Annotated in this window: 25 protein-coding genes and 2 tRNA genes; 12 read left to right on the plus strand and 15 right to left on the minus strand. The window is 71.2% G+C overall.

Annotated features, from left to right (window positions below; genetic code table 11):
* Positions 1-29: 29 nt before the first annotated feature.
* From DAETH_RS10540 to DAETH_RS10550, 3 genes are read left to right on the plus strand one after another with little or no spacing between them, the layout of a single operon-like run.
* Positions 30-1,130: an aminopeptidase gene (locus tag DAETH_RS10540; protein ID WP_264774857.1), complete on the plus strand. Its 1,101-nt coding sequence runs from the start codon at positions 30-32 to the stop codon at positions 1,128-1,130.
* Positions 1,127-1,531 carry a hypothetical protein gene (locus DAETH_RS10545; protein WP_264774858.1) on the plus strand — a complete coding sequence of 135 codons (405 nt, stop codon included), beginning with the start codon at positions 1,127-1,129 and terminating at the stop codon, positions 1,529-1,531. Before DAETH_RS10540 ends, DAETH_RS10545 begins: the two co-directional genes overlap by 4 nt.
* 11 nt (positions 1,532-1,542) lie before the next feature.
* On the plus strand, positions 1,543-2,046 hold the full coding sequence (locus DAETH_RS10550) for an AAA family ATPase (RefSeq protein WP_264774859.1): 504 nt from the start codon (positions 1,543-1,545) through the stop codon (positions 2,044-2,046).
* Between the two features lie 5 nt (positions 2,047-2,051).
* On the opposite strand, the gene DAETH_RS10555 is transcribed toward DAETH_RS10550, so the two are convergent.
* The 4 genes from DAETH_RS10555 to DAETH_RS10570 all read right to left on the minus strand — a co-directional run bounded on the left by DAETH_RS10555 (position 2,052) and on the right by DAETH_RS10570 (position 8,695).
* Positions 2,052-2,621 carry a C39 family peptidase gene (locus DAETH_RS10555; RefSeq protein WP_264774860.1) on the minus strand — a complete coding sequence of 190 codons (570 nt, stop codon included), beginning with the start codon at positions 2,619-2,621 and terminating at the stop codon, positions 2,052-2,054.
* 35 nt (positions 2,622-2,656) lie between these two features.
* Positions 2,657-6,046 carry a DEAD/DEAH box helicase gene (locus DAETH_RS10560; RefSeq protein ID WP_264774861.1) on the minus strand — a complete coding sequence of 1,130 codons (3,390 nt, stop codon included), beginning with the start codon at positions 6,044-6,046 and terminating at the stop codon, positions 2,657-2,659.
* A gap of 4 nt (positions 6,047-6,050) precedes the next feature.
* Positions 6,051-7,634, minus strand: a complete 1,584-nt coding sequence (locus tag DAETH_RS10565) for a peptide chain release factor 3 (RefSeq protein ID WP_264774862.1) — start codon at positions 7,632-7,634, stop codon at positions 6,051-6,053.
* A gap of 104 nt (positions 7,635-7,738) precedes the next feature.
* The gene (locus tag DAETH_RS10570; protein ID WP_264774863.1) at positions 7,739-8,695 is read right to left on the minus strand and encodes a histone deacetylase family protein; all 957 of its coding nucleotides are present in this window, start codon (positions 8,693-8,695) and stop codon (positions 7,739-7,741) included.
* A 35-nt stretch (positions 8,696-8,730) separates the two neighbouring features.
* On the opposite strand from DAETH_RS10570, the gene DAETH_RS10575 reads away from it, so the two are divergent.
* The 5 genes from DAETH_RS10575 (at position 8,731) to DAETH_RS10595 (ending at position 12,263) form a co-directional block, all read left to right on the plus strand.
* A complete protein-coding gene (locus DAETH_RS10575; RefSeq protein ID WP_264774864.1) occupies positions 8,731-9,744 on the plus strand; it encodes an NAD(P)H-dependent flavin oxidoreductase in 1,014 nt (337 codons plus the stop codon).
* Positions 9,735-10,286 carry a GNAT family N-acetyltransferase gene (locus tag DAETH_RS10580; protein WP_319993711.1) on the plus strand — a complete coding sequence of 184 codons (552 nt, stop codon included), beginning with the start codon at positions 9,735-9,737 and terminating at the stop codon, positions 10,284-10,286. The genes DAETH_RS10575 and DAETH_RS10580 overlap by 10 nt, the downstream gene beginning before the upstream one ends.
* 34 nt (positions 10,287-10,320) lie before the next feature.
* Positions 10,321-11,265 (plus strand): S1C family serine protease, encoded by a 945-nt coding sequence (locus DAETH_RS10585; RefSeq protein ID WP_264774865.1) that lies wholly within the window; start codon positions 10,321-10,323, stop codon positions 11,263-11,265.
* Between the two features lie 26 nt (positions 11,266-11,291).
* Positions 11,292-11,885, plus strand: coding sequence for a helix-turn-helix transcriptional regulator (locus tag DAETH_RS10590; protein WP_264774866.1), 594 nt, complete (start codon positions 11,292-11,294; stop codon positions 11,883-11,885).
* A 75-nt stretch (positions 11,886-11,960) separates the two neighbouring features.
* Positions 11,961-12,263 (plus strand): VOC family protein, encoded by a 303-nt coding sequence (locus DAETH_RS10595; RefSeq protein ID WP_264777430.1) that lies wholly within the window; start codon positions 11,961-11,963, stop codon positions 12,261-12,263.
* A gap of 9 nt (positions 12,264-12,272) precedes the next feature.
* Here DAETH_RS10595 and deoD read toward each other — a convergent pair whose 3' ends face one another.
* Entirely contained in the window at positions 12,273-12,980 is a 708-nt protein-coding gene (deoD, locus tag DAETH_RS10600) for a purine-nucleoside phosphorylase (protein WP_264774867.1), read from the minus strand.
* A gap of 20 nt (positions 12,981-13,000) precedes the next feature.
* Positions 13,001-13,726 (minus strand): metallophosphoesterase family protein, encoded by a 726-nt coding sequence (locus DAETH_RS10605; protein ID WP_264774868.1) that lies wholly within the window; start codon positions 13,724-13,726, stop codon positions 13,001-13,003.
* A 68-nt stretch (positions 13,727-13,794) separates the two neighbouring features.
* Here DAETH_RS10605 and DAETH_RS10610 point away from each other — a divergent pair, with 68 nt between their 5' ends.
* Together DAETH_RS10610 and DAETH_RS10615 are read left to right on the plus strand one after the other, a co-directional pair.
* The gene (locus DAETH_RS10610; protein ID WP_264774869.1) at positions 13,795-14,964 is read left to right on the plus strand and encodes a low temperature requirement protein A; all 1,170 of its coding nucleotides are present in this window, start codon (positions 13,795-13,797) and stop codon (positions 14,962-14,964) included.
* A gap of 51 nt (positions 14,965-15,015) precedes the next feature.
* The gene (locus tag DAETH_RS10615; protein ID WP_264774870.1) at positions 15,016-16,017 is read left to right on the plus strand and encodes an aldo/keto reductase; all 1,002 of its coding nucleotides are present in this window, start codon (positions 15,016-15,018) and stop codon (positions 16,015-16,017) included.
* A 168-nt stretch (positions 16,018-16,185) separates the two neighbouring features.
* On the opposite strand, the gene DAETH_RS10620 is transcribed toward DAETH_RS10615, so the two are convergent.
* The 5 genes from DAETH_RS10620 to DAETH_RS10640 form a co-directional block, all read right to left on the minus strand.
* A complete protein-coding gene (locus tag DAETH_RS10620) occupies positions 16,186-16,863 on the minus strand; it encodes a hypothetical protein (RefSeq protein WP_264774871.1) in 678 nt (225 codons plus the stop codon).
* A gap of 3 nt (positions 16,864-16,866) precedes the next feature.
* Positions 16,867-18,132 carry an RsmB/NOP family class I SAM-dependent RNA methyltransferase gene (locus tag DAETH_RS10625; RefSeq protein ID WP_264774872.1) on the minus strand — a complete coding sequence of 422 codons (1,266 nt, stop codon included), beginning with the start codon at positions 18,130-18,132 and terminating at the stop codon, positions 16,867-16,869.
* Positions 18,133-18,198: 66 nt separating this feature from the next.
* Entirely contained in the window at positions 18,199-19,428 is a 1,230-nt protein-coding gene (locus DAETH_RS10630; RefSeq protein ID WP_264774873.1) for an MFS transporter, read from the minus strand.
* Between the two features lie 165 nt (positions 19,429-19,593).
* A complete protein-coding gene (locus tag DAETH_RS10635; RefSeq protein WP_264774874.1) occupies positions 19,594-20,241 on the minus strand; it encodes a TetR/AcrR family transcriptional regulator in 648 nt (215 codons plus the stop codon).
* A 129-nt stretch (positions 20,242-20,370) separates the two neighbouring features.
* Positions 20,371-21,201, minus strand: a complete 831-nt coding sequence (locus DAETH_RS10640; protein WP_264774875.1) for a hypothetical protein — start codon at positions 21,199-21,201, stop codon at positions 20,371-20,373.
* Positions 21,202-21,273: 72 nt separating this feature from the next.
* Between DAETH_RS10640 and DAETH_RS10645 the strand changes: the two genes are divergently transcribed.
* On the plus strand, positions 21,274-21,603 hold the full coding sequence (locus tag DAETH_RS10645) for a DNA-binding protein (RefSeq protein WP_264774876.1): 330 nt from the start codon (positions 21,274-21,276) through the stop codon (positions 21,601-21,603).
* Between the two features lie 34 nt (positions 21,604-21,637).
* Here DAETH_RS10645 and DAETH_RS10650 read toward each other — a convergent pair whose 3' ends face one another.
* The 3 genes from DAETH_RS10650 to DAETH_RS10660 form a co-directional block, all read right to left on the minus strand.
* Positions 21,638-22,822, minus strand: a complete 1,185-nt coding sequence (locus DAETH_RS10650; protein ID WP_264774877.1) for a sensor histidine kinase — start codon at positions 22,820-22,822, stop codon at positions 21,638-21,640.
* Positions 22,823-23,298: 476 nt separating this feature from the next.
* Positions 23,299-23,373 (minus strand) — tRNA-Val (locus DAETH_RS10655).
* Between the two features lie 42 nt (positions 23,374-23,415).
* Positions 23,416-23,490, minus strand: a tRNA-Cys gene (locus DAETH_RS10660).
* Positions 23,491-23,667: 177 nt separating this feature from the next.
* On the opposite strand from DAETH_RS10660, the gene DAETH_RS10665 reads away from it, so the two are divergent.
* Entirely contained in the window at positions 23,668-24,537 is an 870-nt protein-coding gene (locus DAETH_RS10665) for a glycerophosphodiester phosphodiesterase (RefSeq protein ID WP_264774878.1), read from the plus strand.
* A 54-nt stretch (positions 24,538-24,591) separates the two neighbouring features.
* On the opposite strand, the gene thrS is transcribed toward DAETH_RS10665, so the two are convergent.
* Complete coding sequence (thrS, locus tag DAETH_RS10670) at positions 24,592-26,541, minus strand: threonine--tRNA ligase (protein ID WP_264774879.1); 1,950 nt, start codon at positions 26,539-26,541, stop codon at positions 24,592-24,594.
* Positions 26,542-26,634: the final 93 nt, after the last annotated feature.

Genomic DNA, 26,634 nt, shown 5'->3' on the forward strand with positions numbered 1-26,634 from the left:
CGGGCGGCCTCGGTGGTACGCTCGGGCGCGTGCAGACCTCTGATGCGGGTTCTCTCCTCCAGTACGACCCCGAGCGTCACGCCGCCCTGCTCGCCGACTACTGCCTCACGGCAGCCCCGGGCGAACGGCTCCTCGTCGCGGGGGGCACCGAGGCCGTCCCCCTCGTGCGGGAGGTGACGCGGGCCGTTCTGAGACGCGGTGCCCGGCCCGTGGTGCGTCTCGACTACCCTGGCCAGGACGACGACTTGGCGGCCTTCGCCCCGGATGACGTGTTGGACGACATCCATCCGGCAGACCTCGCGGACGTGGAGGCGCTCGACGGCAGCCTGCGGATTCTGACGCCGGAGCCGGGCAGCGACGGGAACGCCGCCGGGCTCGCCCGCCTGATCGCCGCCCGCGCCCCCATCGCTGCCGCCCGGGCGAGGAAGAAGTGGAGCCTCACCCTCTACCCCACCGCCCATGCCGCCTCCCAGGCGGGGATGACCGGGGAGGAGTTCGGCGCTTTCGTCATGCGCGCGATGTTCCTCGACCGCCCCGACCCGGTGGCCGCCTGGGGCGAGGTGCGCGAGCGGCAGGCCCGCCTGATCGAGCGGCTGACCCGCGCCGACCGGGTGCGGATCGAGGCGCCGGGCACCGACCTCACGCTGCGCGTGGAAAGCCGGACCTGGGCCAACAGCGACGGCAAGCGCAACATGCCCAGCGGCGAGGTCTTCACCGGGCCGATTGAGGACAGCGCGGAGGGCGTGGTCACCTTCACCATTCCAGCAGGCTACGGCGGGCGGATGGTGCGCGGGGCCCGGCTCGTCTTCCGCGCGGGCGAGGTCGTGGAGGCGAGCGCGGAGGAGGGCGAGGACGTGCTGCGGGCGGCCCTCGCCACCGACCCCGGGGCGCGGCGGCTGGGGGAACTCGGCATCGGCACGAACGACGGCATCCAGACGCCCACCGGCAACATCCTCTTCGACGAGAAGATCGGCGGCACCGTCCACCTCGCCCTGGGCCGCGCCTACCCCGAGACGGGCGGCACGAACAAAAGCGCGATCCACTGGGACCTCATCACCGACCTGCGGACGGGCGGGCGGCTGAGCCTGGACGGGGAAGCCGTGCAGGAGGGGGGGCGGTTCGTGGAATGAGACGCCGGGGCGGGGGTCTGCTCGCGGTGGGGCTGGGTTTTCTGGCCGGGCTGCTCGTCGCCTGCGTCCTCCTCGCCGTGCTGCTCGCACCGAAAAACCGCGTCGTGGCCCGCTGGGACGCTCCGGGTGATGTCTACCACGCCCTGATCGTGGACGACGGCCCGAGCCCCACCGCGCTCCTGGGCTCCCTCCACCGCTGGCGGCTGTACCTGGGGCGCGACGCGCAGACACCGAGCTACGGCCATTTCGTCAGCCTGCCCGAGCTTCCCGACCTGTATGGGGAAGACGGCCCGAAATGGCAGGAAAGCCGGGTGAACTGGACGCCCGCCGGGGTCCGATTCTCCTTCTGGACGGGGCACGAGCTGTTTGTTCCGGCACGGGCCTACGAGAACGGGCGATGAGGAGTCTCCGGGTGAAGCGAATCCTGATCACAGGGATGTCCGGCACGGGGAAGACCTCCGTGATCGAGGAGCTGTCACGTCGCGGATTTACTGCCATCGACACAGACTCGGACGAATGGTGCGAGTGGACGGTCGGGCATGAGGTCGGCAGCGAAACGTCCGAGCCCGATTGGGTGTGGAGGGAGGACAGGATGTGGCACCTCCTCTCCGAGCCCCGGGAGGCGCCCCTCTTCGTCTCGGGCTGCAAGACCAACCAGGGAAAGTTCTACGACCGCTTCGATCACGTCGTCCTGCTGAGCGCCCTGCCCGAAGTCATGCTGGAGCGCATCAAGGGCCGCACGAACAACCCTTACGGTAAAAGCGCAGAGGAACGTGACCGCATCCTCCAGCACGTCCGTTTCGTCGAACCGCTGCTCCGGCACCGGGCGACCCTGGAGTTGGACACGTCGGCGCTGACGGTGGCAGAGGTCGCAGACCGGCTCCTGGCCCTGACGACTCGAAACGCCCAGGGGTAATCCGCCTACCCGATCACCTTCCGCACCGTCTCCCTCCACCCCGGCGGGTACATCACCGCGAACTCCCCCCGGTGGTCGGCCCAGACGCGGTTGAAGTCGGCGTAACTCATCAGGACGTAGCCCAGCAGGGGGTCCATCAGGTAGACCTGCTCGCGGGCGTCGTCGTACCCGGTCACCACCCGCCAGTGGGGGATGACCGCCGTGGCGGTGACGTGCGATTGCAGGGCGATGAGGGGCAACCGGGCGCGAACCGCCGCGCGCACGGTCTGGAGCGAGCCGCCCCGGTACAGCCGGGCCTCCAGCCCCACCTTCGGCGCGAAGTCCACGATGGCCTGGGCCGTCATGTAGGACCGCTCGGTGGGACGGGTCAGGCGGCTCACGTCCGCGAGGGAGACGTTGATGCCGAAGTACCCCAGCACCTGCGTGATGCTCGCCGGGCCACAGGCGTTGTAGGTCTGGTGGACGAGCGGCATCCCGGAGAGGACGTAGCCTGCCGGGGTGGGTGGGGCGGAGGTCGAGGCCGCCTGGGCGCCGCCAAACAGGGAGGCAAGGAGGAGGGGAAGCAGGAAGCGCACGCGCGCAGCATGACTCAGCCCCTCTGACCGAACCCTCACCCGCCTCGGCCGACCGGCTCGGCTTCCTCCTCCAGTGGCGCGAACAGCCGCTCCAGGTCGCCCGTCGTCAGTTGGGTCGCGCTTGTCAGCCCGCCGTCGAGCACCCCCTGGGCGAGAGCGGCCTTCCTCTGCTGGAGGTCGAGAATCCGCTCCTCCACGCTGCCCGCCGCGATCAGCTTGTACACGAAGACAGGTTTGTCCTGCCCGATGCGGTAGGCGCGGTCGGTGGCCTGATTCTCGGCGGCGGGGTTCCACCACGGGTCGAGGTGGACCACGGTGTCGGCGGCGGTGAGGTTCAGGCCCACGCCCCCCGCCTTCAGGCTGATCAGGAAGACGGGCACCTCGCCGCGCTGGAAGCGTTCGATCTGCGCCGCCCGGTTCTTCGTCTGCCCGGTCAGCTTGGCGTACCCGATGCCCAGGTCGGCGAGGGTGTCCTCCAGCAGGCCGAGCAGGGTGGCGAACTGGGAGAAGATCAGGACGCGGCGGCCCTCCTCGACCATCTGCGGGAGGTTTCCCGTCAGCCAGTCGAGCTTGGCGCTGCCCCTCACCTTGCGGGCGGCGTCCAGCCTTACGAGGCGGGGATCGGTGGCGGCCTGCCGCAGCTTGAGCAGGGCGTCGAGGATGGCGACGGTGGAGCGGGCCAGGCCCCGGGCGTCGAGTTCTTCCCGCACCCGTTCGAGCATGGTCACCCGCACCGTCTCGTACAGGTCGCGCTGGTCGCCGTCGAGGGTGACGCGCACGGGGATCTCGGTCTTGGGCGGGAGTTCGGAGGCCACATCCCGCTTCTCGCGCCGCAGGATGAAGGGCCTCACCCGGGCGGCGAGGGCGACCTGCCGCGCCCGGTCCCCCTGCTTCTCGATGGGTGTGCGGTACAGCTCGCGGAAGGTCTTCTCGTCGTACAGCAGGCCCGGCGTCAGGAAGTTGAACTGTGACCACAGCTCGCCGAGGTGATTTTCGAGGGGCGTGCCGGTGAGGGCGAGGCGGTGGCGGGCTTTGAGGGCTCCGGCGGCCTTCGCGGCGGCGCTCCTGGGATTCTTGATGTTCTGCGCCTCGTCGAGAACGAGGAGGTGGAAGTCGTGTTCCCGGAGCGAGTCGATGTCGCGCGGCAGCAGGGGGTAGGTGCTGAGCACGAGGTCGTGGTCGGGGACGCGCCCGAAGTCCTCCTTGCGGTGCGGGCCGTGCAGGGTGAGCACCCTCAGCCCCGGCGTGAAGCGGGCCGCTTCCGCGCGCCAGTTGCCGAGGACGCTGGTGGGTGCGATCACGAGGCTGGGGCGGTCGGCGCGTCCCGCGACCTTCTCGGTCTGAAGGTGGGCGAGGGTCTGGAGCGTCTTCCCCAGCCCCATGTCGTCCGCCAGAATCCCCCCCAGGTCGTACTCGCGCAGGAATTGCAGCCAGGAGAGGCCCTGGCGCTGGTAGGTGCGCAGTTCGGCGTTCAGCCCCTCGGGCGGTTCAACGTCGGCCACTCCCCGGAAGGAGCGCAGGCGGCGGCCGAGGTCGAGCAGGCGGTCGGCCCCCAGCCAGCGGGCATTCAAGGCCTCGTCCAAGGCGGCAAGGCGGGCCGCGTCGAGGAGGGGCAGTTTCAGCGGTCCCTCGGGCAGCTCACGCAGATGGAGTTCGACGAGCACGCTGAGGATCGCCCGCACCCGTCCGGCAGGGAGCGCGAGGCGGCGTCCGTCGGGGAGGCGGGCCGCGATCACGTCGTCGTCTTTCAGGGCGGCGAGAGCTTCGGGCGTGAACAGTTCCGGGCGTTCGGCGATTAGGGAGACCAGGATGGGGATGAGGCTCAGGCGCTCCCCGTCCACGATCACCCCGAGTTCGAGGGTGAACCAGCCGCCCTCGTCTCCGGCCTCGCCGTACCAGTCCTCGACCTCGACGTAGCGGTAGGGGAAGTCTGGGGCGACCTCCACCCGAAAACCCCTGGCCTCCAGCTTCGGGACCTCGGCGGTCAGGAAGCGTTGCCAGTCGGCCTCGCCCGCGAAGGCGTAGAGGCTGGCGGCCTCGGGGTGCTCCACATGGTCGCCGCGCGGCTGGAGGCTCTGGAGGCGCTTCAGGCCCGTGCGGGTGAGTTGCCCCGCGCTGCGCTTCTCGGCGGCGGGATCGCGCCCGCGCAGGTAGAGCACCCCGTCCACGTAGTTCTGCCGCTCGACCGGCAGGGGCTCGCCGTCGTAGAGGTGGGTGAGATGGGCGACGCCGAGGGCCCGCTCCTCCGTCTGGGTGCGCCAGCCCTTGCGGCGGCTCACGGTCACCCGCTCCTCGCGCAGGGTCAGGAGCGGCTGGTACTCGGCGGGCACGCGCCGCACCTGGACGGGCTGGGGTAAGGGCAGGGCGTCCCCCAGCGCCGGGAAGCTCTCCCGCAGGGCCCCCGCAAAACTAGCGGCCTGCGCGGGCGGCACGGGCGGGACGTGCAGGAAGGCGTTTTCCAGGGCGGCGGGCAGGGCGGAGGTGACCCGGCCCAGTTCCGTCGCCCGTTCGTCCACGTACCAGCGCGGCGAGACGGGCAGCACACGCACGCCGGGCGGAAGGCTCAGCGTGGGCCGCTGCACCCCACCCGCGTCCATCTGCCAGCCGAGGACGGTGGGCCGCTCCGGGCCGGGGGCAAGGGGCCTCGCCGCCCCGTTCCAGTACAGGCGGCCCGTGTCCAACAGGCGAGCGAGCAGGGTGTCGGTGAGCGGGTGGTCGCCCAGGTACCACGCCTCGTCCCCGCCCACGACGCCGCTCTCGCCGCCCAGGGCGAGGACGGTGAGCACGTCGCGGTCGGGGGCGGCGAAGCGGGGCAGGCCGTCCCCCTCACCCCGGTTCCAGCGCAGGGCGTGCGGGAGGGGGAAGACGGAGAGGGCGTGCAGGGCCCTCCGTTCGAGTTCGCGGGTCGCCCGCCGCACCTTCAGGGTCAGCGTCTCGCGCGCCGTGCGGGGCCGCAGGGTGACGCTGAGGTCGTACCTGAGGGTGAGGGGGCTCCGCTCGCCCGGCCCCTCCCCCGTCAACTCGGAGGCCGCCGTCAACCACTGCCGCAGCGGGCTGGCGAGGGGGACGGCGGGGACCTCCTCGTCGGGGAGGTCCGGCGGGGCGGGAGCCTGTTCCGGGGGCGGGGCCGCCGTCCCCCCCACCCGCTCCAACTCGCGTTCCAGGGCTGGGCTGAGCAGGGCGCGGGCGAGGTGCGGGCAGCCCTTCCTCCCGCACCCGCACTCACCCCCCGTGAAGATGCCCGCCGGGTTGAGGGTGAAGGTCGAGCGGTAGAGCCGCCCCTTGTCCCGGACCTGGGCGCTCCCCTGAAAGCCGAGGGCCGTGCGGCTCAGGTTCAGCTCCGTCACGTCCCGGACGTTCATCTTCAGCGCCGCACTCACGGCGGGCAGGCTGAAGAAGGCGGGCGGCACCCGTTCCAGGTTCATGCCCTCAGACCCGCGTGAGGTCCTTCGGCAGCGGCAGGAACTCGATCTCCGGGTGCTGCTCGGCGGTGTATTCGAGGTCGTACCTGCTGCGGAAGAGCATCACCGGGCGCCCCTGGTCGTCCTCCACGTGCCGGGCAAAGCGGGCCACGCTCCCCGCGTCCCCGGCGAGCCAGCGCACAAGCCCGTAGGACGTGACGTGCATCTCCACCTCCACCCCGTACTCCTCCGCGAGGCGGGCTTGAAAGACCTCGAACTGGAGGGGACCGACCGCCCCCAGGTACGGGTCGCGCGCCCCGTCCGTCGGGTAGAAGACCTGCACGACGCCCTCCTCGGCGAGCTGGGTCAGGCCCTTCATGAACGCCTTGCGCTTGCCCACGTCCTTGAGGCTGATGGTGGCGAAGGTCTCCGGCGTGAAGCGCGGGAAGGAGGGGAGCTGCACCTTGGGGTCCACGCTCACCACGTCGCCGATCTGGAAGACGCCGGGGTTGACGAGTCCCACGATGTCGCCCGGGTACGCCTCCTCCACCTTCTCGCGGTCCTGGGCGAAGAGGGTGTGCGCCTGGGAGAGCCGCAGCTTGCGCCCGGTGCGGGTGTGGGTCACGTCCATGCCGCGCTCGAAGTGGCCGCTCATCACCCGCATGAAGGCGGTGCGGTCGCGGTGTGCCCGGCTCATGTTGGCCTGGAGCTTGAAGACGAAACCCGCAAAAGGCGCGTCCGGGTCACGCTCGCCCACGTTCGTCTCCACCGGGCCGGGCGGCGGCGCGAGGTCCACGAAGTTGCTCAAAAAGTGCTCCACCCCGAAGTTGTTCATCGCCGAGCCGAAGAAGACGGGGGTGAGTTCGCCCGCCAGGAAGTCGGCGGGATCGAACTCGGGCATGGCGCCCTGGATGAGTTCCACGTCCTCGCGCAGCTTGGCGGCGAGGTCGGGCCCCACGAGTTCGACGAGCTTGGGGTCGTTCAGGCCCGCCGTCTGCACGGGCGCGCGGTGCTTGCCGCCCGAGGTGCGCTCGAAGGTGAGGACCTGCCCGGTCTGGAGGTCGTACACGCCCTTGAAGTCGGGGCCGTCGCCGATGGGCCAGGTCAGGGGGACGGCGGTGATCTTGAGCGTCCCCTCCACCTGCGAGAGCAGGTCGAAGGGGTCGAGCGCCGGGCGGTCCATCTTGTTCACGAAGGTCAGGATGGGGAGACGGCGGTTGCGGCACACGGCGAAGAGCTTTTCCGTCTGCGACTGCACCCCGCGCGCCGCGTCGAGGACCATCAGGGCGGAGTCGGCGGCGGTCAGCGTCCGGTAGGTGTCCTCCGAGAAGTCCTGGTGGCCCGGCGTGTCGAGGAGGTTGATGTGGCGCCCGTCGTACTCGAAGGTCAGCGCGGAGCTTGAGATAGAGATGCCGCGCTGCTGCTCGATGCTCATCCAGTCGGACCTCGTGTGCGAGCGGCCCTCCTTGGCGGTGACGGACCCGGCCTCCTGGATGGCGCCTCCGTACAGGAGCAGCTTCTCGGTGATGGTGGTCTTGCCCGCGTCGGGGTGGGAGATGATCGCGAACGTCCGGCGACGTGCGATCTCGTTCATGAGTTCAGGGGTGGTCATGGTGGGGACTCCTGCGGGCGGCGGAGGAGCGCGGCCCGGACGAAACAAGGGGGAAAGACTGCGCGCACCTGCGACTCACGCTTACGGGGGCGGGAGGAGGAGCGTCATCCCTCTATGATACCGCCTACCGCTCGCCGTTGCCCGAACGCCGCGAGCAGCGCGTCCAGCGTTCCCAACCGCGTCTCGATGAGCCTTTCCGGGTCGCGGCTGTACCCGCCCGCCATGACCGTCACGAGGGGAATGCACGCCCGGGCAGCCCAGCGGAACACCCGCTCATCCCGCTCCCGCACCCCGGCGGGCGTGAGGGCGAGGCGCCCCAGTTGATCTCCCTCCAGCACGTCCGCCCCCGCGAGGTAGAAGGCGAAGTCGGGGCGGAAGGCGGCCACGGCGGGGGCGACTTCACCGTCCAGCGCGGCGAGGTAGGCGGCGTCCCCGGTCCCGTCGGGCAGGGCCACATCCAGATCACTCCGCTCCTTTTGAAAAGGGTAGTTGTTCGCCCCGTGGACGCTGACGGTCAGGGTTCGCGCCTCGCCCGCGAGCAGCGAGGCCGTGCCGTTCCCCTGATGCACGTCGAGGTCGAGGATCAGGAGGCGCGCGGCGTGCCCGCCACCCAGGAGCCAGCGCGCGCAGATCACCACGTCGTTGAGGAAGGAGAAGCCTTCCGCGTGGTCGCGGTAGGCGTGATGCGTCCCGCCGCCGAGGTTCAGGCCGAAGCCGTGGGCCAGGGCGTCCCGGGTGGCGGCGAGGGTGGCGCCGCTGCTCGCCAGACCACGCTCCACGACCGCCGGGTTCCAGGGAAAGCCGAGGGCACGTTCCTCTGCCCGCGTCACCTCCCCGCGCCGCCAGCGGGCGAGATAGGCGGGGTCGTGGACGCGCTCAGCCAGCGCCCAGTCGAGGAGGGGAGCGTCCAGCAGGGGCAGGCGTTCGGCGGCCCCGGCGAGCAGGCGCTCCAGGAACTCGCGGGGGAGGAACTGTCTGCGGGGCGGCGGGCTGCCCGCGTACGCCGCCCGGCGAAAGGCGGTCCAGGCGTGGGGCCAGTCGCTGTGAACGGGCGGGGTCACGGCCACAGGCTAAGGCGTGCGGCTAAGCTGGCGGGGTGAGCGGCTTGATGAAACGGCTCGGCCTGCGCGTCCCCGTCGTGCAGGCCCCCATGGCGGGGGGGCCGACCACCCCCGAACTCGTCGCGGCGGTGTCGGAGGCGGGCGGGCTGGGCAGCCTCGGCGCAGCCTACCTGACGCCGAGGCAGATCGCGGCGGCGGGCACGGCGGTGCGGGCGCGGACGAATCGGCCCTTCGCGGTCAACCTCTTCATTCCCGAACCCCTCCCCGACGTGTCGGAGTCCGAGGTGGAGGCGGCGGTCGCCGAACTCGCGCCACTCCATGTGGAGTTGGACCTTCCACCACCCACTCTCCCCGGGCGCGTGCGGGAGGACTTCGCTGCCCAGTTCCGGGTCGTGCTGGACCTGCGTCCCGCCGCGTTCTCCTTCGTATTCGGGCGGCTGGGGGCAGTGGAACTCGCGGCCCTGCGGGAGAGGGGCATCCTCGCCGTCGGCACGGCGACCGGGGTGGAGGAGGCCCGCGCGCTCGCGGCGGACGGGGTGGACGCGGTGGTCGCGCAGGGGGGCGCGGGGGGCGGGCACCGGGGCGGGTGGGGGCATGATGAACTGGCGGACACGCTGAGTCTGACCCGGGCGGTCGTGGGCGCGGTCCAGGTCCCGGTCATCGCGGCGGGCGGCCTGATGGACGCGGCGGGGGTGCGGGCGGCGCTGGGGGCAGGGGCCAGCCTCGCCCAGTGTGGCACCGTCTTTCTCCGGGCCGCCGAGGCGGGCACCTCCGCCCCATACCGGACAGCACTTGCGGCGGCGGGGCCGGGAGACACCACCCTGACCCGGGCCTTCAGCGGCAGGGCGGCGCGCGGCCTCGCCAACCGGGTGACGGCGGAAGTCGAACGGCCCCTTCCCTACCCCTTCCAGAACGCGCTGACCCGCGAGATGCGCTCCGCCGCCACGCGGGCAGGCCGTCCCGAGTTTCTGAGCCTCTGGGCGGGCGAGGGCGTTCATCTCGCGTGGGACGGCACGGCGGCGGAGATTCTGGAGAGCCTGTGGCCCTGACGGTCACCCTCCGCCCCCTGCGTCCCGGCGACGAGGAGGCCGCCGTGCGCTGGGCCGCCGACCCCGAGTTCTGCCTCGCGGCGGGATGGACGCCGGGCCTCGCGCCGCGCCTGGTCCGCGACCACTGGCGGCCCATCGTGGCGGGCTCGTGGCCGGACTTCCTGCGGCTGGGGGTGGAGGTGGGCGGGCGGTTCGTCGGGTACGTGGACCTGGCGGAGCTAACCCCCACCTCGGGCCAGTTCGGCATCGGGATCGGGGAGCGGGCGCTGTGGGGCAGGGGGGTGGGGCGGGAGGCGGGACGGCTGCTGCTCGCGGGCGCTTTCGGAACGCTGGGGTTGAAGACCGTGACCGCGCAGGTGTACGCCCCCAACCTCCGCTCGCACGCCCTGATGCGCCGCCTGGGCTTCCGGGAGGCCGGGCGCGGCGAGCCCGAGCCGTACCGGGGCGAGGTGGTGGAGGTCGTGCGGTACGCGCTGACCCGGGAGGAGTGGAACGTGACCCCTGTCCGTTCGGGGGGGGAGGGGCCCTCACCGTTCGCCTGAGGAGAAGTTGCGCTCGGGAGCGCACCCTGGGGGCATGACAACCTTTCAGGAACTTTCCAACCAGATGGCGGACACCGTAGAGAAAGCCGCCGCCAGCATCGTCACCGTCCACGGGGCGCGGCCCATCAGCGGCACGGTCGTCGGGCCCGAGCAGGTCCTCACGGTCGCGCACGTGCTCCACGCCGACGAACTCAGCGTCCGCACGCCGGACGGCGGGACCCTCACGGGCACGGTCGTGGGCCGCGACCCGGGCAGCAACCTCGCCCTGCTGAAGGTGCCGGGGCTGAACGTGCCGCCCCTTACGCCGGGCACGGGGGTGCGGGTGGGCGAACTGCTCCTCGGGGTGGGGCGACCGCCGCACGGAGTCCAGGCGACCCTGGGCCTCCTCGACCGCGCGGCCCTCTCCCGGGGCTGGCTCACCACCGGGGCGGCGCCCTTCGCGGGTGTGAGCGGAGGCGCCCTGGTGGACGCCCGGGGCGGTCTGGTCGGCGTGCTGAACGCGGGGGAGATGCGCGGCACCCTGCTCGCCGTTCCCGCCGAACGCGCGCTGCGGGTGACCGAACTCCTGGGCACCACCGGCCGGGTACCGCGCGGCTACCTGGGGGTCGCCACCCAGCCCGTGCACCTGCCCGACCAGCAGCACCCGGAGGAGGGTGAGCCGGACGACCGGGGCCGCGAGCGCCGGGAAGGGCGCGGGCGGGACTTCGGGGGCCGGGGCCCCGGTGGGCGCGGACGCTGGGGGCGCGGCGGCCTGCGGGGACGGCTGGGTCTGACTGTCGTGCAGGTCGAGGACGGCAGCCCCGCGCAGGAGGCCGGGATGCGGGTAGGGGACATCCTCCTCGCGCTGGACGGTGAGGGCGTGCGCCACCCGCGCGAGCTTCTGGAACGTGTCCGGGACCTCGCCGGGCAGACCGTCACGGCCCGCGTCCTGCGCGGCGGCGAGGAAACCGACGTGACGCTCACGGTCGGCGAACGCTGAGGCCGGGCGCCCCCTTACCATCCGGTATGCTCTCCGCCCCCCTGCCCTCGGTGCGCGTGGCCCTGCGCTCGCCCGCGCTGGCGGCGGGGGTGGCGGCCCTTCTGCAAGGCTTCGGGCTGACCCTCGCGGAAGGCGCGGAGGCGGACGTGCTCGTCGTGGACGACCCCTGGCTCTCCGACCCGGAGGCGCTGGCGGCGGAGGTCGAGGGGGTGGCGGGCGTCGTGGCCCTCGGCTCCCCGGCCTGGGTGAGCACGCTCCACGAGGCGGCCCCGGGCGGCTGGGCGGCCCTGGGCACCGACGCCACCCCCGCCGAACTCCTCGCGGGCGTGCTCGCGGCGGCGGCGGGCCTGGCCGCCCTTCCCCCCGAGGAAGTCCTGCCCGCCCGGGACGAGCCCGACGACCCGGGGCCCTCCCCCGCCGACATCACCCTTACCCCCCGCGAGCGCGACGTGCTCGCCCTCCTCGCCGAGGGCCTGAGCAACAAGCGCGCCGCCCGCGAACTCGGCGTCAGCGAGAGCACCGTCAAGTTCCACGTCCAGGCCGTGTACTCCAAACTGGGCGTGCAAAGCCGCGCCGGAGCGGTGACAAGGGGCGTACAGTTGGGGCTGATCAGCGTGTAGCAAGAGTATTTCTCCCTCTCCCCTGGTGGGGGAGGGCCGGGGTGAGGGGGCGCGCGAGCAGCTTAACCGCGCGCCATCCGTTTCTGGTCGGAGGCCCTGGATTACCGGCCACTCCGCGAACCGGAGGAGGACTGGGCCATCCTGGTTCCCCGGGAGGGGAAGGGGCCGCAACTCGCCCTCAAGCTCGTCTCCTCGGAGGCGCACAACCACACCCGGCACCATCTCGACCTCTACGCCACGGACCAGGCGGCGGAGGTCGAGCGCCTGCTGAGACTCGGTGCGGAGCAGGTGGACTGGCGCTACGAGCAAGGCGCGGACTACGTCGTTCTGGCCGACCCAGACGGCAACCGCTTCTGCGTCGTCCAGAAGGACGGGTAGGAGGCGGCGCTACCCGCCCAGCGCGGCGTCCAACGCGACCTCGATCATCTGGTTGAAGGTCTGCTGCCGTTCCTCGGCGGTCGTCTCCTCGCGGGTGACGAGATGGTCGGAGACGGTGAGGACGGTCAGGGCCCTCACCCCGTGCTGGGCGGCGAGGGTGTAGAGCCCGGCGGCCTCCATCTCGGCGGCGAGGACACCGAAAGACGCCCAGTCTCTGAACCCCCGGGGGTCGTCCTGGTAGAAGGAATCTGTGGACATGACGTTGCCGACGTGGGTGGTGAAGCCGCGTTCCTGAGCAATCTGGTACGCCCGCAGCAGCAGGCCGAAGTCGGCGATGGGGGCGAAGTTGCGGGGCCCGAAGCGGACGTTGTTGATGTTCGAGTCGGTGCAGGCCGCCTGTGCCAGCACGAGGTCGCGCACATGCACGCCCTCCTGGTAGGAGCCGCAGGTGCCCACCCGGATCAGCTTCCGGCAGCCGTAGTCGCGGATGAGTTCGGAGACGTAGATCATCGCGCTGGGAATGCCCATGCCCGTGCCCTGCACGCTGACGCGCTGGCCCTTGTAGGTGCCGGTGTAGCCCAGCATCCCGCGCACGGTGTTGTGCTGGACGGGATTCTCGAAGAACGTCTCGGCGATGTGGCGGGCGCGCAGGGGGTCGCCCGGCAGCAGGACGGTTTCGGCGATCTGGCCGGGCTCGGCACTCAGGTGGACGCTCATGGGGGACAGGCTAGCAGGGGTCAGGCGCTCACCCACTCGGCGGCGAGCCAGTCGGCGTGGGGTATGCCCGAGGCGAGGATGCCGCGCCGCACCTCCTCCACGTCATAGGGGACGGCACGGAAGGTGGGCTGAGAGCCCCGCAGTGTCCAATCGAGCAGGAGGTATTCGGCCCGGGAGACATTGACATACCACTTGCTCCGCCGTTCGAAGGGCAGGCCCACGCTGCCGGGGTTGAGGAGCGTCCAGCCGTCCAGGGTCCGCAGAAGCGGTTTGTGGGTGTGGCCGCCGACCCATGTGGGCTGCCGCCCATGAGAGGCGCGTAACTCCCACAGCCGCTCGGCGGGCGTCTCGGCTGTCAGCTCCTCGTCGTCCCGCTCCGGGCTGCCGTGGAAGCACAGAAGCCTGGGAAGTCGGCTCGTTGGCAGGTAGGTTCGCAGCATGTCCCGGTCGCCGTCCGTCAGTTGCTCGCGGCTCCAGGTTCCGACCTCTTGAACTGCCCACTCATGGGGAACGTCGCGCGATGTGGAGGAATCAGACGGCTCCAGCATTGCCCGGTCGGCGTTTCCCCGCACCACCGGGCAGCCCAGCGCCGCCACCTCCGCCACGCACTCGCGCGGCCACGCTCCGCCCAGCGCCACGTCGCCCAGGCAGACGAAGGCCTCCGCACCCTGCGCCCGCATGTCCGCCAGCGCGGCCCGGAGTGCTGGAGGGTTCCCGTGAATGTCCCCGAAGACCGCGAGCCGCACGGCGACAGAATAGGGCTCCACCCCCCGGCGGTCACTTCCTTCGGGTTCCGCAGGGGCATGATGGGTACATGACCAGCCTTTCCGGGACGGGCGAACCCGCCGTCGCGCGCGTGAGCACGCTGGAGCTGTTTCTCGATCTGGTCTTCGTGTTCACCGTCACGCAGCTCACCTCCCTGATCGTCGAGGCGAAGGAGCCGGGCGACTACCTGCGGGCGGCGCTGGTGTTCGCGACGATCTGGTGGATCTACAGCGGCTACGCCTGGCTGACGAGCAACGTCGGCACCGAACCCACCCGAAGGCGCCTCCTGATGTTCGCGGGCATGGCGGGCTTTCTGGTCATGGCGCTCGCCATCCCCACGGTGTTCGGGGCGGGGGGCGTCGCCTACGGGCTGGGGCTGCTCACGGTGACCCTCGTCCACGCGGGGCTGTTTACCCATGCGGGCAACAGCAGCGCGCGGGCCATCCTGGGCATCGCGCCCTTCAACCTCGTCTCGGCGGGGCTGGTGCTCGCCGCCGGGTTCGTGACGCCGCCGTGGGACTGGCCGCTGTGGGGGCTCGCGGTGCTCGTGGTGGTCTCCTCGTCGCTGTTCGGGCGGGAGCGGGGCTTCGCGCTCAGCCCGGCCCACTTCGTGGAACGGCACGGGCTGGTCGTGATCGTGGCGCTGGGCGAGAGCGTCGTCGCGATTGGGGTCGGGGCGCGGGGGCTGCCCCTGTCTCCCGGCGTGATCCTGTCCGCCGTCCTGGGGCTGGCGCTCGCCGCCGGGCTGTGGTGGACCTACTTCGACCGGGACGACCGGCGGGCCGAACACCGCATCGGTGCCCTGAACGGCCCCGCCCGCGCCCGGGCGGCCCTGAACGCCTTCGGGTACGGACATTTTCTGATGCTGGGCGGCGTCGTCGTGCTCGCGGCGGGCATCAAGGGGGTGGTCGCGCATCCCGGGGGCCACGCCAGCCTCGCCGACGCCGGGAACCTGGGCGGGGGCCTGGCCCTCTACCTCCTCGGGGACGTGCTGTACCGCCGCCTGCTGGGCATCGGGCCCGGGGGGCTGCGGCTCGTCGCCGCCGTCCTGGCCGGGCTCGGCGTGCCGCTGGGACTGGCGGCGGGCGGGCTGGTGCAACTGGCGGCGTGCGTGGGATTGCTCGTGGGCCTGCTGCTGGTCGAGGCCCGCACCCGCCCGGCGGAAGATGAAGACGGTGCCGGGCCGCTCGGTGCCTCCGCATCATCCTCCCGGGCGTAGCCTCAGGGACGCCGGTTCGCCCCTCCGTTCCCCTCACCTCCAGGAGGCCCCATGACCCCGTCCACCCCCCTCCCCACCCGTCAACTCCGCGACCTGACCGTCTCTGCCCTGGGCCTGGGCTGCATGGGCATGAGCGAGTTCTACGGCGAGGCCGACGACGAAGGGAACCTGCGGACCCTCGACCGTGCCCTCGACCTTGGCGTGACCTTCTACGACACCGCCGACATGTACGGCCTGGGCCGCAACGAGGAGCTGCTGGGCCGCTGGCTGGCGGGCAAGCGCGACCGGGTGGTCCTCGCCACCAAGTTCGGCATTGTGCGTGACGAGAGCGACGCGCGGGTACGTGGTCTGAACGGCCGCCCCGAGTACGTGCGCGGGGCGGCCGAGGCCAGCCTGAGGCGCCTGAAGACGGGGCACATCGACCTCTACTACCTGCACCGGGTGGACCCGGACACGCCCATCGAGGAGACGGTGGGCGCCATGAGCGAACTCGTGCAGCAAGGTAAGGTCCGCTTCCTGGGCCTGTCGGAGGCGTCCGCCGAGACGCTGCGCCGGGCGAACGCCGTTCATCCCATCACCGCCGTGCAGAGCGAGTACAGCCTGTGGACCCGCGACCCGGAGGGGCCGGGCGGCGTGCTGGAGACCTGCCGCGAACTCGGCGTCGGCTTCGTGCCGTACAGCCCGCTGGGGCGCGGCTTCCTGACCGGGCAGATCAAGACGCCTGACGACTTCGCCCCCGACGACTACCGCCGCCACAGCCCGCGCTTCCAGGGCGAGAACTTCCGGAAAAACCTCGACCTCGTGCGCGAGGTGGAGCGCCTCGCCGCCGGGAAGGGCTGCACGCCTTCGCAATTCGCGCTCGCCTGGGTGCTCGCGCAGGGCGAGGACCTCGTGCCCATTCCCGGCACCAAGCGGGTGAAGTACCTGGAGGAGAACCTGGGGGCGCTGGAGGTTCAGCTCACCCCGGACGACCTCGCCCGCCTGGACGCCATCTTCCCGCCGGGCGCGGCGAGCGGGGAGCGGTACGCGGACATGAGCAGCGTGGGGCGGTGAGGTCGTAGAAGCGCCTCCCCCTTGACTCGCAGAGGAGGGAGGCCGGGTGGGGTGAACAGACACGACCTGCGGCGCGGTGGGAAACTGAAGCCGGGCGTCTTGCAGGCGTTTAATCCCGGACGCCCCAGAAGACCGATCCCATTCTCAGCACCCCGCCAGTATGGCCCGTCACCACCTGTCGGACGCGGGAAACACCTGATCCACGAGCAGGCCGTAGCCCAGGGCGGTCGCCGCGTCTCCCCGGGTGCCCAACGTCAGCATGACGGCCTTCCCCAGCGTCTCGTAGTGGTTCACCAGCCCGGCCCACTCCTTCGGGTCGTACAGGGTGGAAGTGTCGCCTTGGCCCGGCCGGTAGGCGCGCAGGGTCTTGACGTAGGCGGCGAAATTCGCCCCGGACTCCCGGACAACCCGCGCGTACCCCTCGCTCGTCCGTCCTCCCAGCGTTGTGCGGGCCAGCGCGGCGAGGCTGGCGAGGCCGTCTTCGAGGGGCGCGTAGCTGCGCGGGATGGCGTGGGCGTACATCGTTCCCCCGCCCGCCCGGATGCCCGCCAACTGGCCCTCCAGCGCCCGCATCTCCCGGAGCTGACCGCGCAGGGTGGCGATCCGGGCGCGGACCTGCGGAAATTTCGCCAGGCTCGCGCTCAGGGCCGCCGCCCGGCACTCGGCCCAATTGGCGCTCGAATTGTCCTGATCGGCCTCGCTCCAGAGGGTGATCGTCAGCCGGTCGTAGCTCGCCGCGTCCACCACCCGGGCGAGCGCACAGTTCGGCGGCGTCTGGGCGTGGGACCCGCCGAGGGCCAGCAGGACGGCGAGGGGCCACAGGGGGTGCAGCCGTGGGGAAGCCATGCCTCAGCTTACGCCCCCCGCCCTCCTCAGCCGGGCGATGAAAAAGCCGTCGATGCCGCCCTCGGGCACCGTCAGGGCGCCGTCGCCAGCGGGCACGGTGGGCAGGTCCAGGCCGGGCAGGGGTTCGGGGGTGAAGTCGGGGTGGGTCTCCAGAAAGCCCCGCACGACCTCCTCCCCCTCCTGCGGGGTCACGCTGCACACGCTGTAGACGAGCACGCCGCCGGGCGCCACGAGGGCCGCCGCGTTGGGGAGCATCCGCGCCTGCAACGCCGACATCTCCCCCACCGCCTGCGGGGTGAGGCGCAGCTTGATCTCGGGGTGCGAGCGCAGGGTGCCCGTCCCGGTGCAGGGGGCGTCGAGGAGGACGAAGGGCGCGGGGAGCACGTCCAGCGGCGCGGTGAGGTCGTGGGTCAGGAAGTCGGCGTGCAGGCCCAGCCGCTTCAGGTTCGCCCGGGCGGCGTCATGCTTGCGGGCCATCAGGTCCACGCTCGTCACCCTCGCCCCCCGTGCGGCGAGCATGGCGGCCTTCACCCCCGCCCCCCCGGCGAGGTCGAGGACGCGCGAGCCCTCCACCTCCCCCAGCGCGTCCACGACGGCGAGGCTGGCCGGGTTGATGGGCTGGGCCTGTCCCCGGCGGTACGCCGCCGTCTCGCGCAGGGGCCGCGAGAGGGTCACCCGGTCCGCCCCGTTCGGGCCGGGCTCCACGACGCTGCCCTCCTCCTCCAGGCTCCTCATCCCCGCGTCCGAGAGGCTGAGCCACAGCGGTTGCGGGGTCAGCAGGTCGGCGAGCACCGCGTCCGCCCGCTCGCCGTAGGCACGGCGGAAAACCTCGATCAGCCACCCTGGCAGGGCGTAACGCGTCTCGTCACTCTCCGGTGGACGCTCTACCCGCCGCAGCACCGCGTTCACCAGCCCCGAGGGGGCCAGCCGCGCGCCACGGGCCAGGCCGACGTACTCGCTGACGACCGCGTGCGGCGGGGTGCCCAGCACGAGCTTCTCGAAACTTCCGGCGAGGAGGAGCGAGCGCGTCTTGGGATGAGTCTCGCCGCGCAGCAGGGGCGACAGGGCGGCGTCCAGCATGGGCGCGTACCGCAGCGTCCCGTACACGACATGGGTGGCGAGCCCCGCGTCCCGCGCCGGGAGCCGGGCGTCCGCGAGCGCCGCGTCGAGCGCCGGGGCCGCGAAGGTCTCCCCAGCGAGCACGCGCGTCAGGACGCGCACGGCGAGGGCGCGGGCCGGGTTGAAGGTGGGGCGGGGCGGGAGGGTCACCGGGGCAGGATAGGCGAAGGGAGGAGGGGTGGGTGACTCCCCGCTCCTCCCTCCTTGCCCCCGGGGTTACACGCTCGCCCGCCGCACCTCGGGCCGCGCGACCAGCGTCCACACCAGCAGGGCCGCGAGGACGCCGCCGCTCAGGAGGTAGGGGGCGGCGTGTCCGGCGGTCTGGTACAGGCCCGTGCCCAGGAGGGGGCCGGTCATCCGCCCCAGGGCGAGGGCGCTGCTGTTGAGCCCGGCGACCGCGCCCTGCCGCCCCTGCCCGGCGCTGAGGGAGAGGGCCGCACTCAGGCTGGGCCCCAGGATGGCGCTCCCCACCCCGATCACGGCGAGGGCGACGGTGATCGTCCAGAAGGTCGAGGTGAGGGGCAGCAGGAACATCCCCGCGCCCATGATCACCAGGCCGAGGGTGATCAACGGGCCGGGGGCGATCTTCTTGCTCAGCGGCCGGATCGCGCCCCCCTGCACGGCGGCGGCCACGAAGCCGAAGACGGCGAGCATGGCGCCGACGGTGCGTGCGGTCTGCGAGGGGTCGAGGCGCAGGGTGTCCTGCACGTAGAACCCGATGGTCTGCTCCATCCCCACGCTCGCGAGCGTGTACAGCGCACTCACGGCGAGGAAGAGGAGGACGCCGGGGTGGCGCAGCAGCGCGCGGCGGTCGCCCCTCGGGGAGGCGGCCTGCCCCGCCCGGCGCGTCTCGGGCAGGATGAGAAAGGCGGCGAGGGCGGTCACCAGGCCCAGCCCGGCGCTGAAGAAGATGGGCACCGTGAGCCCGAATCCAGAGAGCAGGGCGCCCAGGGCGGGCCCGAACACCACGCCCAGCCCGAAGGCCGCGCCGATGAGTCCCAGGGCGGCGGCGCGGTCCTTCTCGCTGCTCAGATCGGCCATCATCGCCTGGGCGGTGGGGAGGGTGGCGCTGGAGAGAAGGCCGCCGACGAGCCGGGCCGCGACGAGCAGGATGAACAGGGCCGTGCCGCTTAGCACTCCCCGGGTGCCCAGCGTGGCGAACAGGCCGAAGAGGCCGAAACTCAGCGAGAAGCCGACGAGGCCGAGGATCAGGACGGGCTTGCGTCCCACCCGCTCGCTGCGGCTGCCCCAGATCGGCGCGAAGAGAAACTGGGCGAGGCTGTAGATGGTCGAGAACCACCCGACCTGCGTCTCGCTCAGCCCCAGCTGCCGCCCGAGCGGCGCGATGATCGGGAAGAGCACGCTCAGGCCGAGCATGGCGACGAAGATCGTCAGGAACAGAATCAGTTTGGGGTTGCCGCGTGGGGCATGGGAGGCGGCCGTCATGGTGGCAGTCTATCAACCCCCTGACCGCGCGGTAAGGATAGAAGTACCGCCCTCTGCGTCGGGGGAGGAAGCAAAGCCCGGGTCCGTTCCCAGACCCGGACGGCTTGTGACCGGTTACAGAGGGAGCATGAACACTCCCCGGGCGTTCTCGTTCCGGACCATGTCTCACCCCTCGGCGGCCAGACGCTCGACGACAGCGCGCAGGGCGAGGCCGAATTCCGGCTCGAAGCGGGGGGCGAGGAAGGCGATGTCGCGCTGGCGACGAACGAAGTCGGTGGCGAAGGTCTCCTCGGTCGCGTGCTGCCAGCCCATGCTCAGGGCGTAGGCGTGCACCAGGACGCGCAGGGTGACCTCGGGCGGGAGGGGCACGCGCTCCACCACGGGTTGAAGCATCTGCCGGACCTCGCGCGCGAACCTCATGGTCAGGTCGAGCCCCTCGTTGTGGGCGAGCACCGTGCCGAGGAGGATCAGCAGCCGCCGCAGTTCCTCGTAGCCCTGCGCGGAGGCGATCAGCACGTCGGCCACCTCGCCCGGGGTGGTGGGACGGCGCTCGTCGAACAGGGTGGTCAGACGGTTCAGCCAGGCCTGGAGATGCTCGGTCAGCAGGCTTAAGAACATCTCCTCTTTGGTGTCGAAATACAGGTACAGGGTGCCCTTGGCGAGCTTGGCCTCCCGCGCCACCTGATTCATGCTCAGTTCGGCGTGGGGCGTCTTGGCCCAGAGTCGCTCGGCGGCCCGGAGGATGTCGTCGCGGCGCTGGCCCTTTTCCTCGGGGCTGCGGGCACGAGCGGGTCGAGATGTATCATTGGACACAAACCTTATCGTACGCCCCACCGCCGCGCTTTTGCTGTGAAGCCCTTCACGCCCCATGGGCCGCCGTGGGGGGTGGAGCCCCTCCCCGTCCCCCCTCACAGGTCCTCACAGGCCGGGGGCATCCTCCCATCATCCCCCCTCGCGTGTCGGGAGGGAAGGGGGCGGGGTGGGGGTCAGGGAGGCCAGCCGCGCGCCTAAGGCAGCCCGCACCTCGCGGCGTGGGTTCAGGCCGAGCACCCCGGCGAGTGCTCCAGACAGCTCCAGCGCCCGGAGGTACGCCCGCGCGGCCTCCACACCGGAGCCCGTTTCCCGGAGCGCCCGGTACCAGCAGTCCGACAGATCCCACTCCGCCCGGCGCGCAGGATTGAGGGGTTGCGGGGCCCCGTCGGCCGACCGGGCCAGCCGCAGCAGCCCGGCGCGGACCCAGGACATCCCATCCCAGGCGCGTAGTTCCTCACCCCGGGCGAGCACCGCCGAGCCGAAGACCAGGCCGTGCAGCACCCCGTCGTACTCCGCCTGCGGGCCGGGCAGGGTGGTCTCGAAGGGTGGGGAGGTGGCCCGCCGCGCCAGCACCTCCCGCAGCCGACCGCCCTTGTCCTTGAGGATCATCGCGCCGGGGTCACCGCCCGCGTTCGGCCACCCGGCGACCTCCTCCAGACACGCCCCGGGAACGACGTGCAGTTCCACCCGCGTCAGGTCGGGGAGGACGACGTTCGGGGTGCCGAAGGGATTGACGACCGCCAGCGCGACGGGCACGAGCGACCCCAGGAACGCGAAGGGGTCGAGAGAGGCGCCCCCCGCCAGGAAGGCCCAGTATTCCAGGTCGCTCCAGCGGTCCCCCAGCGGCAGGCCCCGGGCGTCCACCTGGGTGCGGCTGCCGTAGGCCAGGGCATGCGAGACGCGGGGCTCGCGCACCAGCGCCTCACGGAGGCGCGCGTCGAGGGCGTCGAGGTCGGTCATGCCCGGACTGTAGAGCCTTCCGATAGCGTGAGGGGCTACCGACACGGGCGGGGCCGCCTGTCAGGGTGGGGCATGGCGAAGAACGCGGCGGTGGACCTGACGATTCCCGAGGACGTGCGCGAGAACGCGAGAAAGGGCCTGGGGCTGCGCGAGGAGTACGGCTACGGCGGCACCGAGGTCGGCGAGGGAACGGCCGAACTCCTCGCGGCGGGCGGCAAAGTGACCGAGGAGCAGGTGCGCCACATCGCCCAGTACTTCCCCCGCCACGCCCACGACAACCTCGGCGAGACGGAGGAGCAGGGCAAGCCCTCGCGCGGCTACATCGCCTGGCTCCTGTGGGGTGGCGACGAGGGGCGGGCCTGGAGCGAGCGGGCGGTGGAGGCGCTGGACCGGGAGGCGTGAGGGCGGAGGGGGCCTCCCCCGCCCCGCTGCCCCGCTACTCCAGCACGACGGGCCGCTTGGGCCACGCGAACCAGAAGGTCGCCCCCTGGTCCGGCTGCCCCTCGCCCCAGACCCGGCCCCCGAAGCGTTCGCAGGTGCGCCGGACGACCGCCAGCCCCAGCCCCGACCCCTCGTACCGGCTGGACGGGTGCTGGCGCTCGAAGAGCCGGAAGAGGCGTCCCTGCCCGCGCGGGTCGAAGCCCACCCCGTTGTCCCGGACACCGATGTGAAACGCCGAGTCGGTCTCCTCGACCAGGATGTGCAGCCGCGCCTCCTCGCGCGTCCGGGTGAACTTCAGAGCGTTCGAGATGTACTCGTTGAGGATCAGGAACAGCGCCTGACTGTCGCCCTGCACGACCGGCAGGGGGTCGTGGGTGATCTGGACGTTGCGGTCGGCCAGCAGGAGACGCACGTCCTTGAGCACTTCCCGCAGCACGGCGTTCAGGTCCACCGGGCGAATGCGGGCCTGGAGCCCCCGGGCCTGCATGTAGCGGTCCACCGACTCGTACAGCGCGACGATCTGCTGCAAGGCCCGCTCGATGTGCAGCAGCGGCCGGGTGACCCCCTCCGGCGGCTCGCCCAGGGCGCGGCGCAGCAGGCCGAGGACGTTCATCGCCCGGCTCGTCGGCTCCTGAAGCTGCCGGATGAAGCTGGTGACGACGTGTTCCAGTTCCTCGTTCAGGGCGCGGGCCCGGGCGGTGCGCTCCCGAAGCTGCCCGCTCAGGTCCGCGTGCCCGCTCTGCAGGGCCCGCTGCGCCTCCCGGTAGGGCGTGACATCGGTGGCGACGAGATAGCAGCCACTCTCCCCGTGGGCGACGGCGTCGAGGAGCAGGGCCCGGGGGGTGCCCTCCGCCCCGGGCACCTCGATCTCGTCGCTCTGCACGGCGGGCGCGTCGAGGACCCTCTTGAGCAGCGCGTCGAGGGGTGGCCGGGAGGCGGGGGCGACGAACCGGCCGAGCGGCTGGCCCAGCAGCGCCTCGCGGTCGAACCCGAGCAGGGCGCCGCCGCGCCGGTTGACCTCCAGAATCCGCCCCTGGCCGTCCAGCAGGAAGGAGGCGACGGGCGCCCCGTCGAACAGGGAGGGTCCCCTCGTCCCCCCGGAAGGCTGCGGATGAGTCCCGACCTCCGCCACGGGAACACCCTGACGGCCGGGAGGTGAGCTTCCCTCTTGGTCAGTCATGACGCTGCTCCCGGGGTCCCCTGCGGACCGGGACGCGCGGCGAAACTTGAAGAGGGCTCTGGTGTCATGGGCTTAATTTAGCGTTAAACCACAGCGGGGAGACGGCCCACGGACGGCAGGGAGCGGCCCAGCCGTATTCTCCGGGCGCTGCTCGGGAGCCACGGCGAGCGCGGATCGTCGTGCCGACCTGCAAAGCCGCAAGGCGTCGACTTCACCCTGCTCGGACGCAAGAGCCTGGAGGAACTGATCTGCCGCATCCAGGGCCAGCGGCCGGGCACGGGGAGAAGACCCGGTAGCCGCTCAGGGCTGATCGGGGTGATCGAGGGCGGGGGCGACCGACGCACGGCCGCCCTGCTCACCCCCATGCAGAACTCCGACGAGCCGCTTGAGGTGAAGCCGCCCGGGGCCGGAGGGGTGAACCTGAAGGGCGGAGAGAAACTCCAAAAGGAAAAACGCCCTCTCAGAGGGCGCCTTTGTGGTAGACCCGAGCGGATTTGAACCGCTGACCCCTACCGTGTCAAGGTAGTGCTCTACCCCTGAGCTACGAGTCTGTACCGGGGCTGTACTGTCATGAAGGCTTTGGCATGAAGGTTTGGAGGCGCTGACCGGATTCGAACCGGTGAATCGAGGTTTTGCAGACCTCTGCCTTACCACTTGGCTACAGCGCCTTGCCGGAAGGGATGGGCCAGGCCGGTGGAGCTGTGCCCCAGTGAAGCAAGTTGGGTGGAGCGGCTGGAGGCAACCTTCCTGCCAGCGGAAGGAATCTTAGCACGGCCCCCCGGGGCTGTAAAGCTGGGGCTGGGCGAGGTTCTCGCCCTTCTGCCCGGCGAGTAGAGTTGGAGGCCATGAGAAGCCCGCTGCTCGCCCTGCTGGTCCTCCTGCTGAGCGGATGCAAGGCGGCGAGCCCGCCCCCCAATCCCTTCCTCCAGGGACGCACATTGAGCATTGCCCACCAGGGGGGCGAGGGGGTGCGGCCCAGCAACACCATGCTCGCGTACCGCCACGCCGTCCGCCTCGGGGTGGACATGCTGGAGATGGACATGCACGCCACCCGTGACGGCGAACTGGTGATGTCGCATGACCCCACCCTGGACCGCCTGACGGACACGCGGGGCCGGATCGCGGACATGACGCTCGGGCAGGTCCTCGCCGCCGACGCCGGGGACAGGTTCTCCCCGGACGGCGGCCGGACCTTCCCCTACCGTGGGCGGGGCGTGCGGGTCGCGCAGCTTTCGGAGGTGCTGGCGGCCTTCCCGAACACGCTCCTGACGGTCGAACTCAAGCAGGAGACGCCGAGCGTCGCCGCCCCGTTCTGCCGGGCCCTGCGGCAGGCCGGGGCCACCTCCCGCGTGATCGCCGCGAGCTTCAGCGACCGGGCGCTGGGCGAGTTCCGAAAGGAGTGCCCCGAGGTCGCCACGAGCATGACGGAGCGCGAGTTACGCCCCCTGGTGCTGCTGAGTAAGGTAGGACTCGCGCGGCAGGCCCGCCTGCCCGGTCGCGTGGCCCAGGTGCCGGTACGGGCGGGGGGCATCACAGTCGTCACGCCCAGTTTCGTGCACGCCATGCACCGCCGGGGCGTGGCCGTGCAGGTCTGGACGATCAACGACCCGTGCGAGATGCGCCGCCTGATCCGCATGGGCGTGGACGGCATCATCACCGACCGGCCCGACCTGCTGAAGACGGTGCTGGCGGAAGAGGGGCAGGCCGGGTCGTAGCGGGACGGGCAAAGGGACCATCCGGCGTGGACGGTCCCCTCTTCCTTCCCAACGTCAGATGCGCGTGCGGTACCGCTCCTGCAACTCGGCCAGAAGCTCGTCGAAGGGCACGCCCTTGCGTTCCTTGTGCCCTTCGGGGGTGCGCTCGCGAACACTGACCTCGCGCCGCTCCTCCTCGCGGTCGCCGACGACCAGCATGACGGGAATCTTGGCGAGTTCGGCGTTGCGGACCTTGGCGTTCATTCGGTTGGTGGAGTCGTCCACCTCGGCGCGCAGGCCCGCCGACTTGAACTCTCCCGCCAGCGTCTCCGCGTAGGCGTTGTGGCGGTCGGCGATGGGGATCAGGACGATCTGCCGGGGGGCGAGCCACAGCGGGAAGTCGCCGCCGTAGTGCTCGATCAGGATGCCCACGAAGCGTTCCAGGCTTCCGAAGGGGGCGCGGTGGATCATGACGGGTCGGTGGTCCTGGCCGTCCTCGCCCGTGTAGGTGATGTCGAAGCGTTCGGGGAGGTTGTAGTCCACCTGGATCGTCCCGAGCTGCCACTCGCGGCCCAGCACGTCCTTCACCACGAAGTCGAGCTTGGGGCCGTAGAAGGCCGCGTCACCGGGCTCGACGGTGTAGGGCAGCCCGACCTCCTCGGTCGCCTCGATGATTTGAGCTTCAGCAGTGTTCCAGTTCTCTTCGCTGCCCACATACTTGCTGTCCCCCGGGTCTCGGGTGCCTACCCGGAAGCGCACATCGGTTAGGCCGAAAGTCCGCAGCACGAGCACCGTGAGGTCGAGCGTGTCCAGAAACTCCTTTTTGAGCTGGTCGGGCCGCGTAAAGAGATGGGCATCGTCCTGGGTGAAACCCCGCACCCGGGTCAGGCCGTTCAGCTCGCCGGACTGCTCGTAGCGGTAGACGGTCCCGAACTCGGCGAGGCGCACGGGCAGGTCACGGTAGGAGCGCGGCTTTGAGGCGTAGATGCGAATGTGGAAAGGGCAGTTCATGGGCTTGAGCATGTACTGCTCATCGTCCACGGTGATGGGGCTGAAGTTGCTGTCGCTGTAGTTCTGGTAATGCCCGCTCGTGCGCCACAGGTCCAGGTTGCCGATGTTCGGCGTCACGACGCCCTGATAACCCCGCTGGAACTGCTGCTCGCGCAGGAAGCGGGTCAGCTCCTCACGCAGAATCGTGCCATTCGGCAGCCACAGCGGCAGCCCTTTGCCCACGAGGGGGTCGATGGTGAAGAGTTCGAGTTCCTTGCCCAGGCGGCGGTGGTCGCGCCGCCTGGCCTCCTCCAAGTTGTGCAAGTACTCGTCGAGTTCTTTCCCGGTGGCGAAGGCGACGCCGTACACGCGCTGGAGGATCGGGTTCTTCTCGTTCCCCCGCCAGTACGCGCCGCTCGTGCTCATTAGCTTGAAGGCGGTCGGGAGCCTCCCCGTGTTCGGGAAGTGCGGGCCCCGGCACAGGTCCACGTAGTCGCCCTGCTGGTAGAGGGTGATGGGCTCGTCCCCCGAAAGGTCGCGGATGAGTTCTCCCTTGTAGGGGTCGTGGGCGAACTGCGCCAGCGCCTCCTCCTTGCTCACCTCGCGGCGGGAGAAGGGCAACTCACGGGCGATGATCTCGCGCATGATCCGCTCGATCTCGGGCAGGTCCTCCTCGCGCAGGGGCTCGGGGAGGTCGAAGTCCTGGTACCAGCCGTTCTCGATGGCGGGGCCCACACCGCGCTTGACCGCCTCGGGGCCGTAGCCCCTGGCGCGGTAGAACTCGCCGACCGCCTGGCTCATGACGTGGCCGAGCGAGTGGCGGAAGACGGGGGCGGCGTCCGCCGGGTTCTTCTTCGTGATCAGGCTGACGCTGGCGCCCTCGGGAAGGGGTGTCATCAGGTCCACGAGGTCGCCGTTCGCGGAGGCGGCCAGCGCGTCCTGGGCGAGGCGGGGACCGATGGCCCTGGCGGCGTCGAGGGCGGTGGCCTTCTCGGGCAGGTCGAGTTGTTTTCCGTCGGGGAGGGTGACGTGCATGGGTGGCTCCTTGCAAAAGGCATGAAAAGGCCCGGTCTGGACGCGTTCCAGCAAAACGCCTGAGAGCGGGTGGGCAGGCTCTCAGGCGCCGGG

The organism is Deinococcus aetherius, assembly GCF_025997855.1.
Lineage (GTDB): Bacteria > Deinococcota > Deinococci > Deinococcales > Deinococcaceae > Deinococcus > Deinococcus aetherius.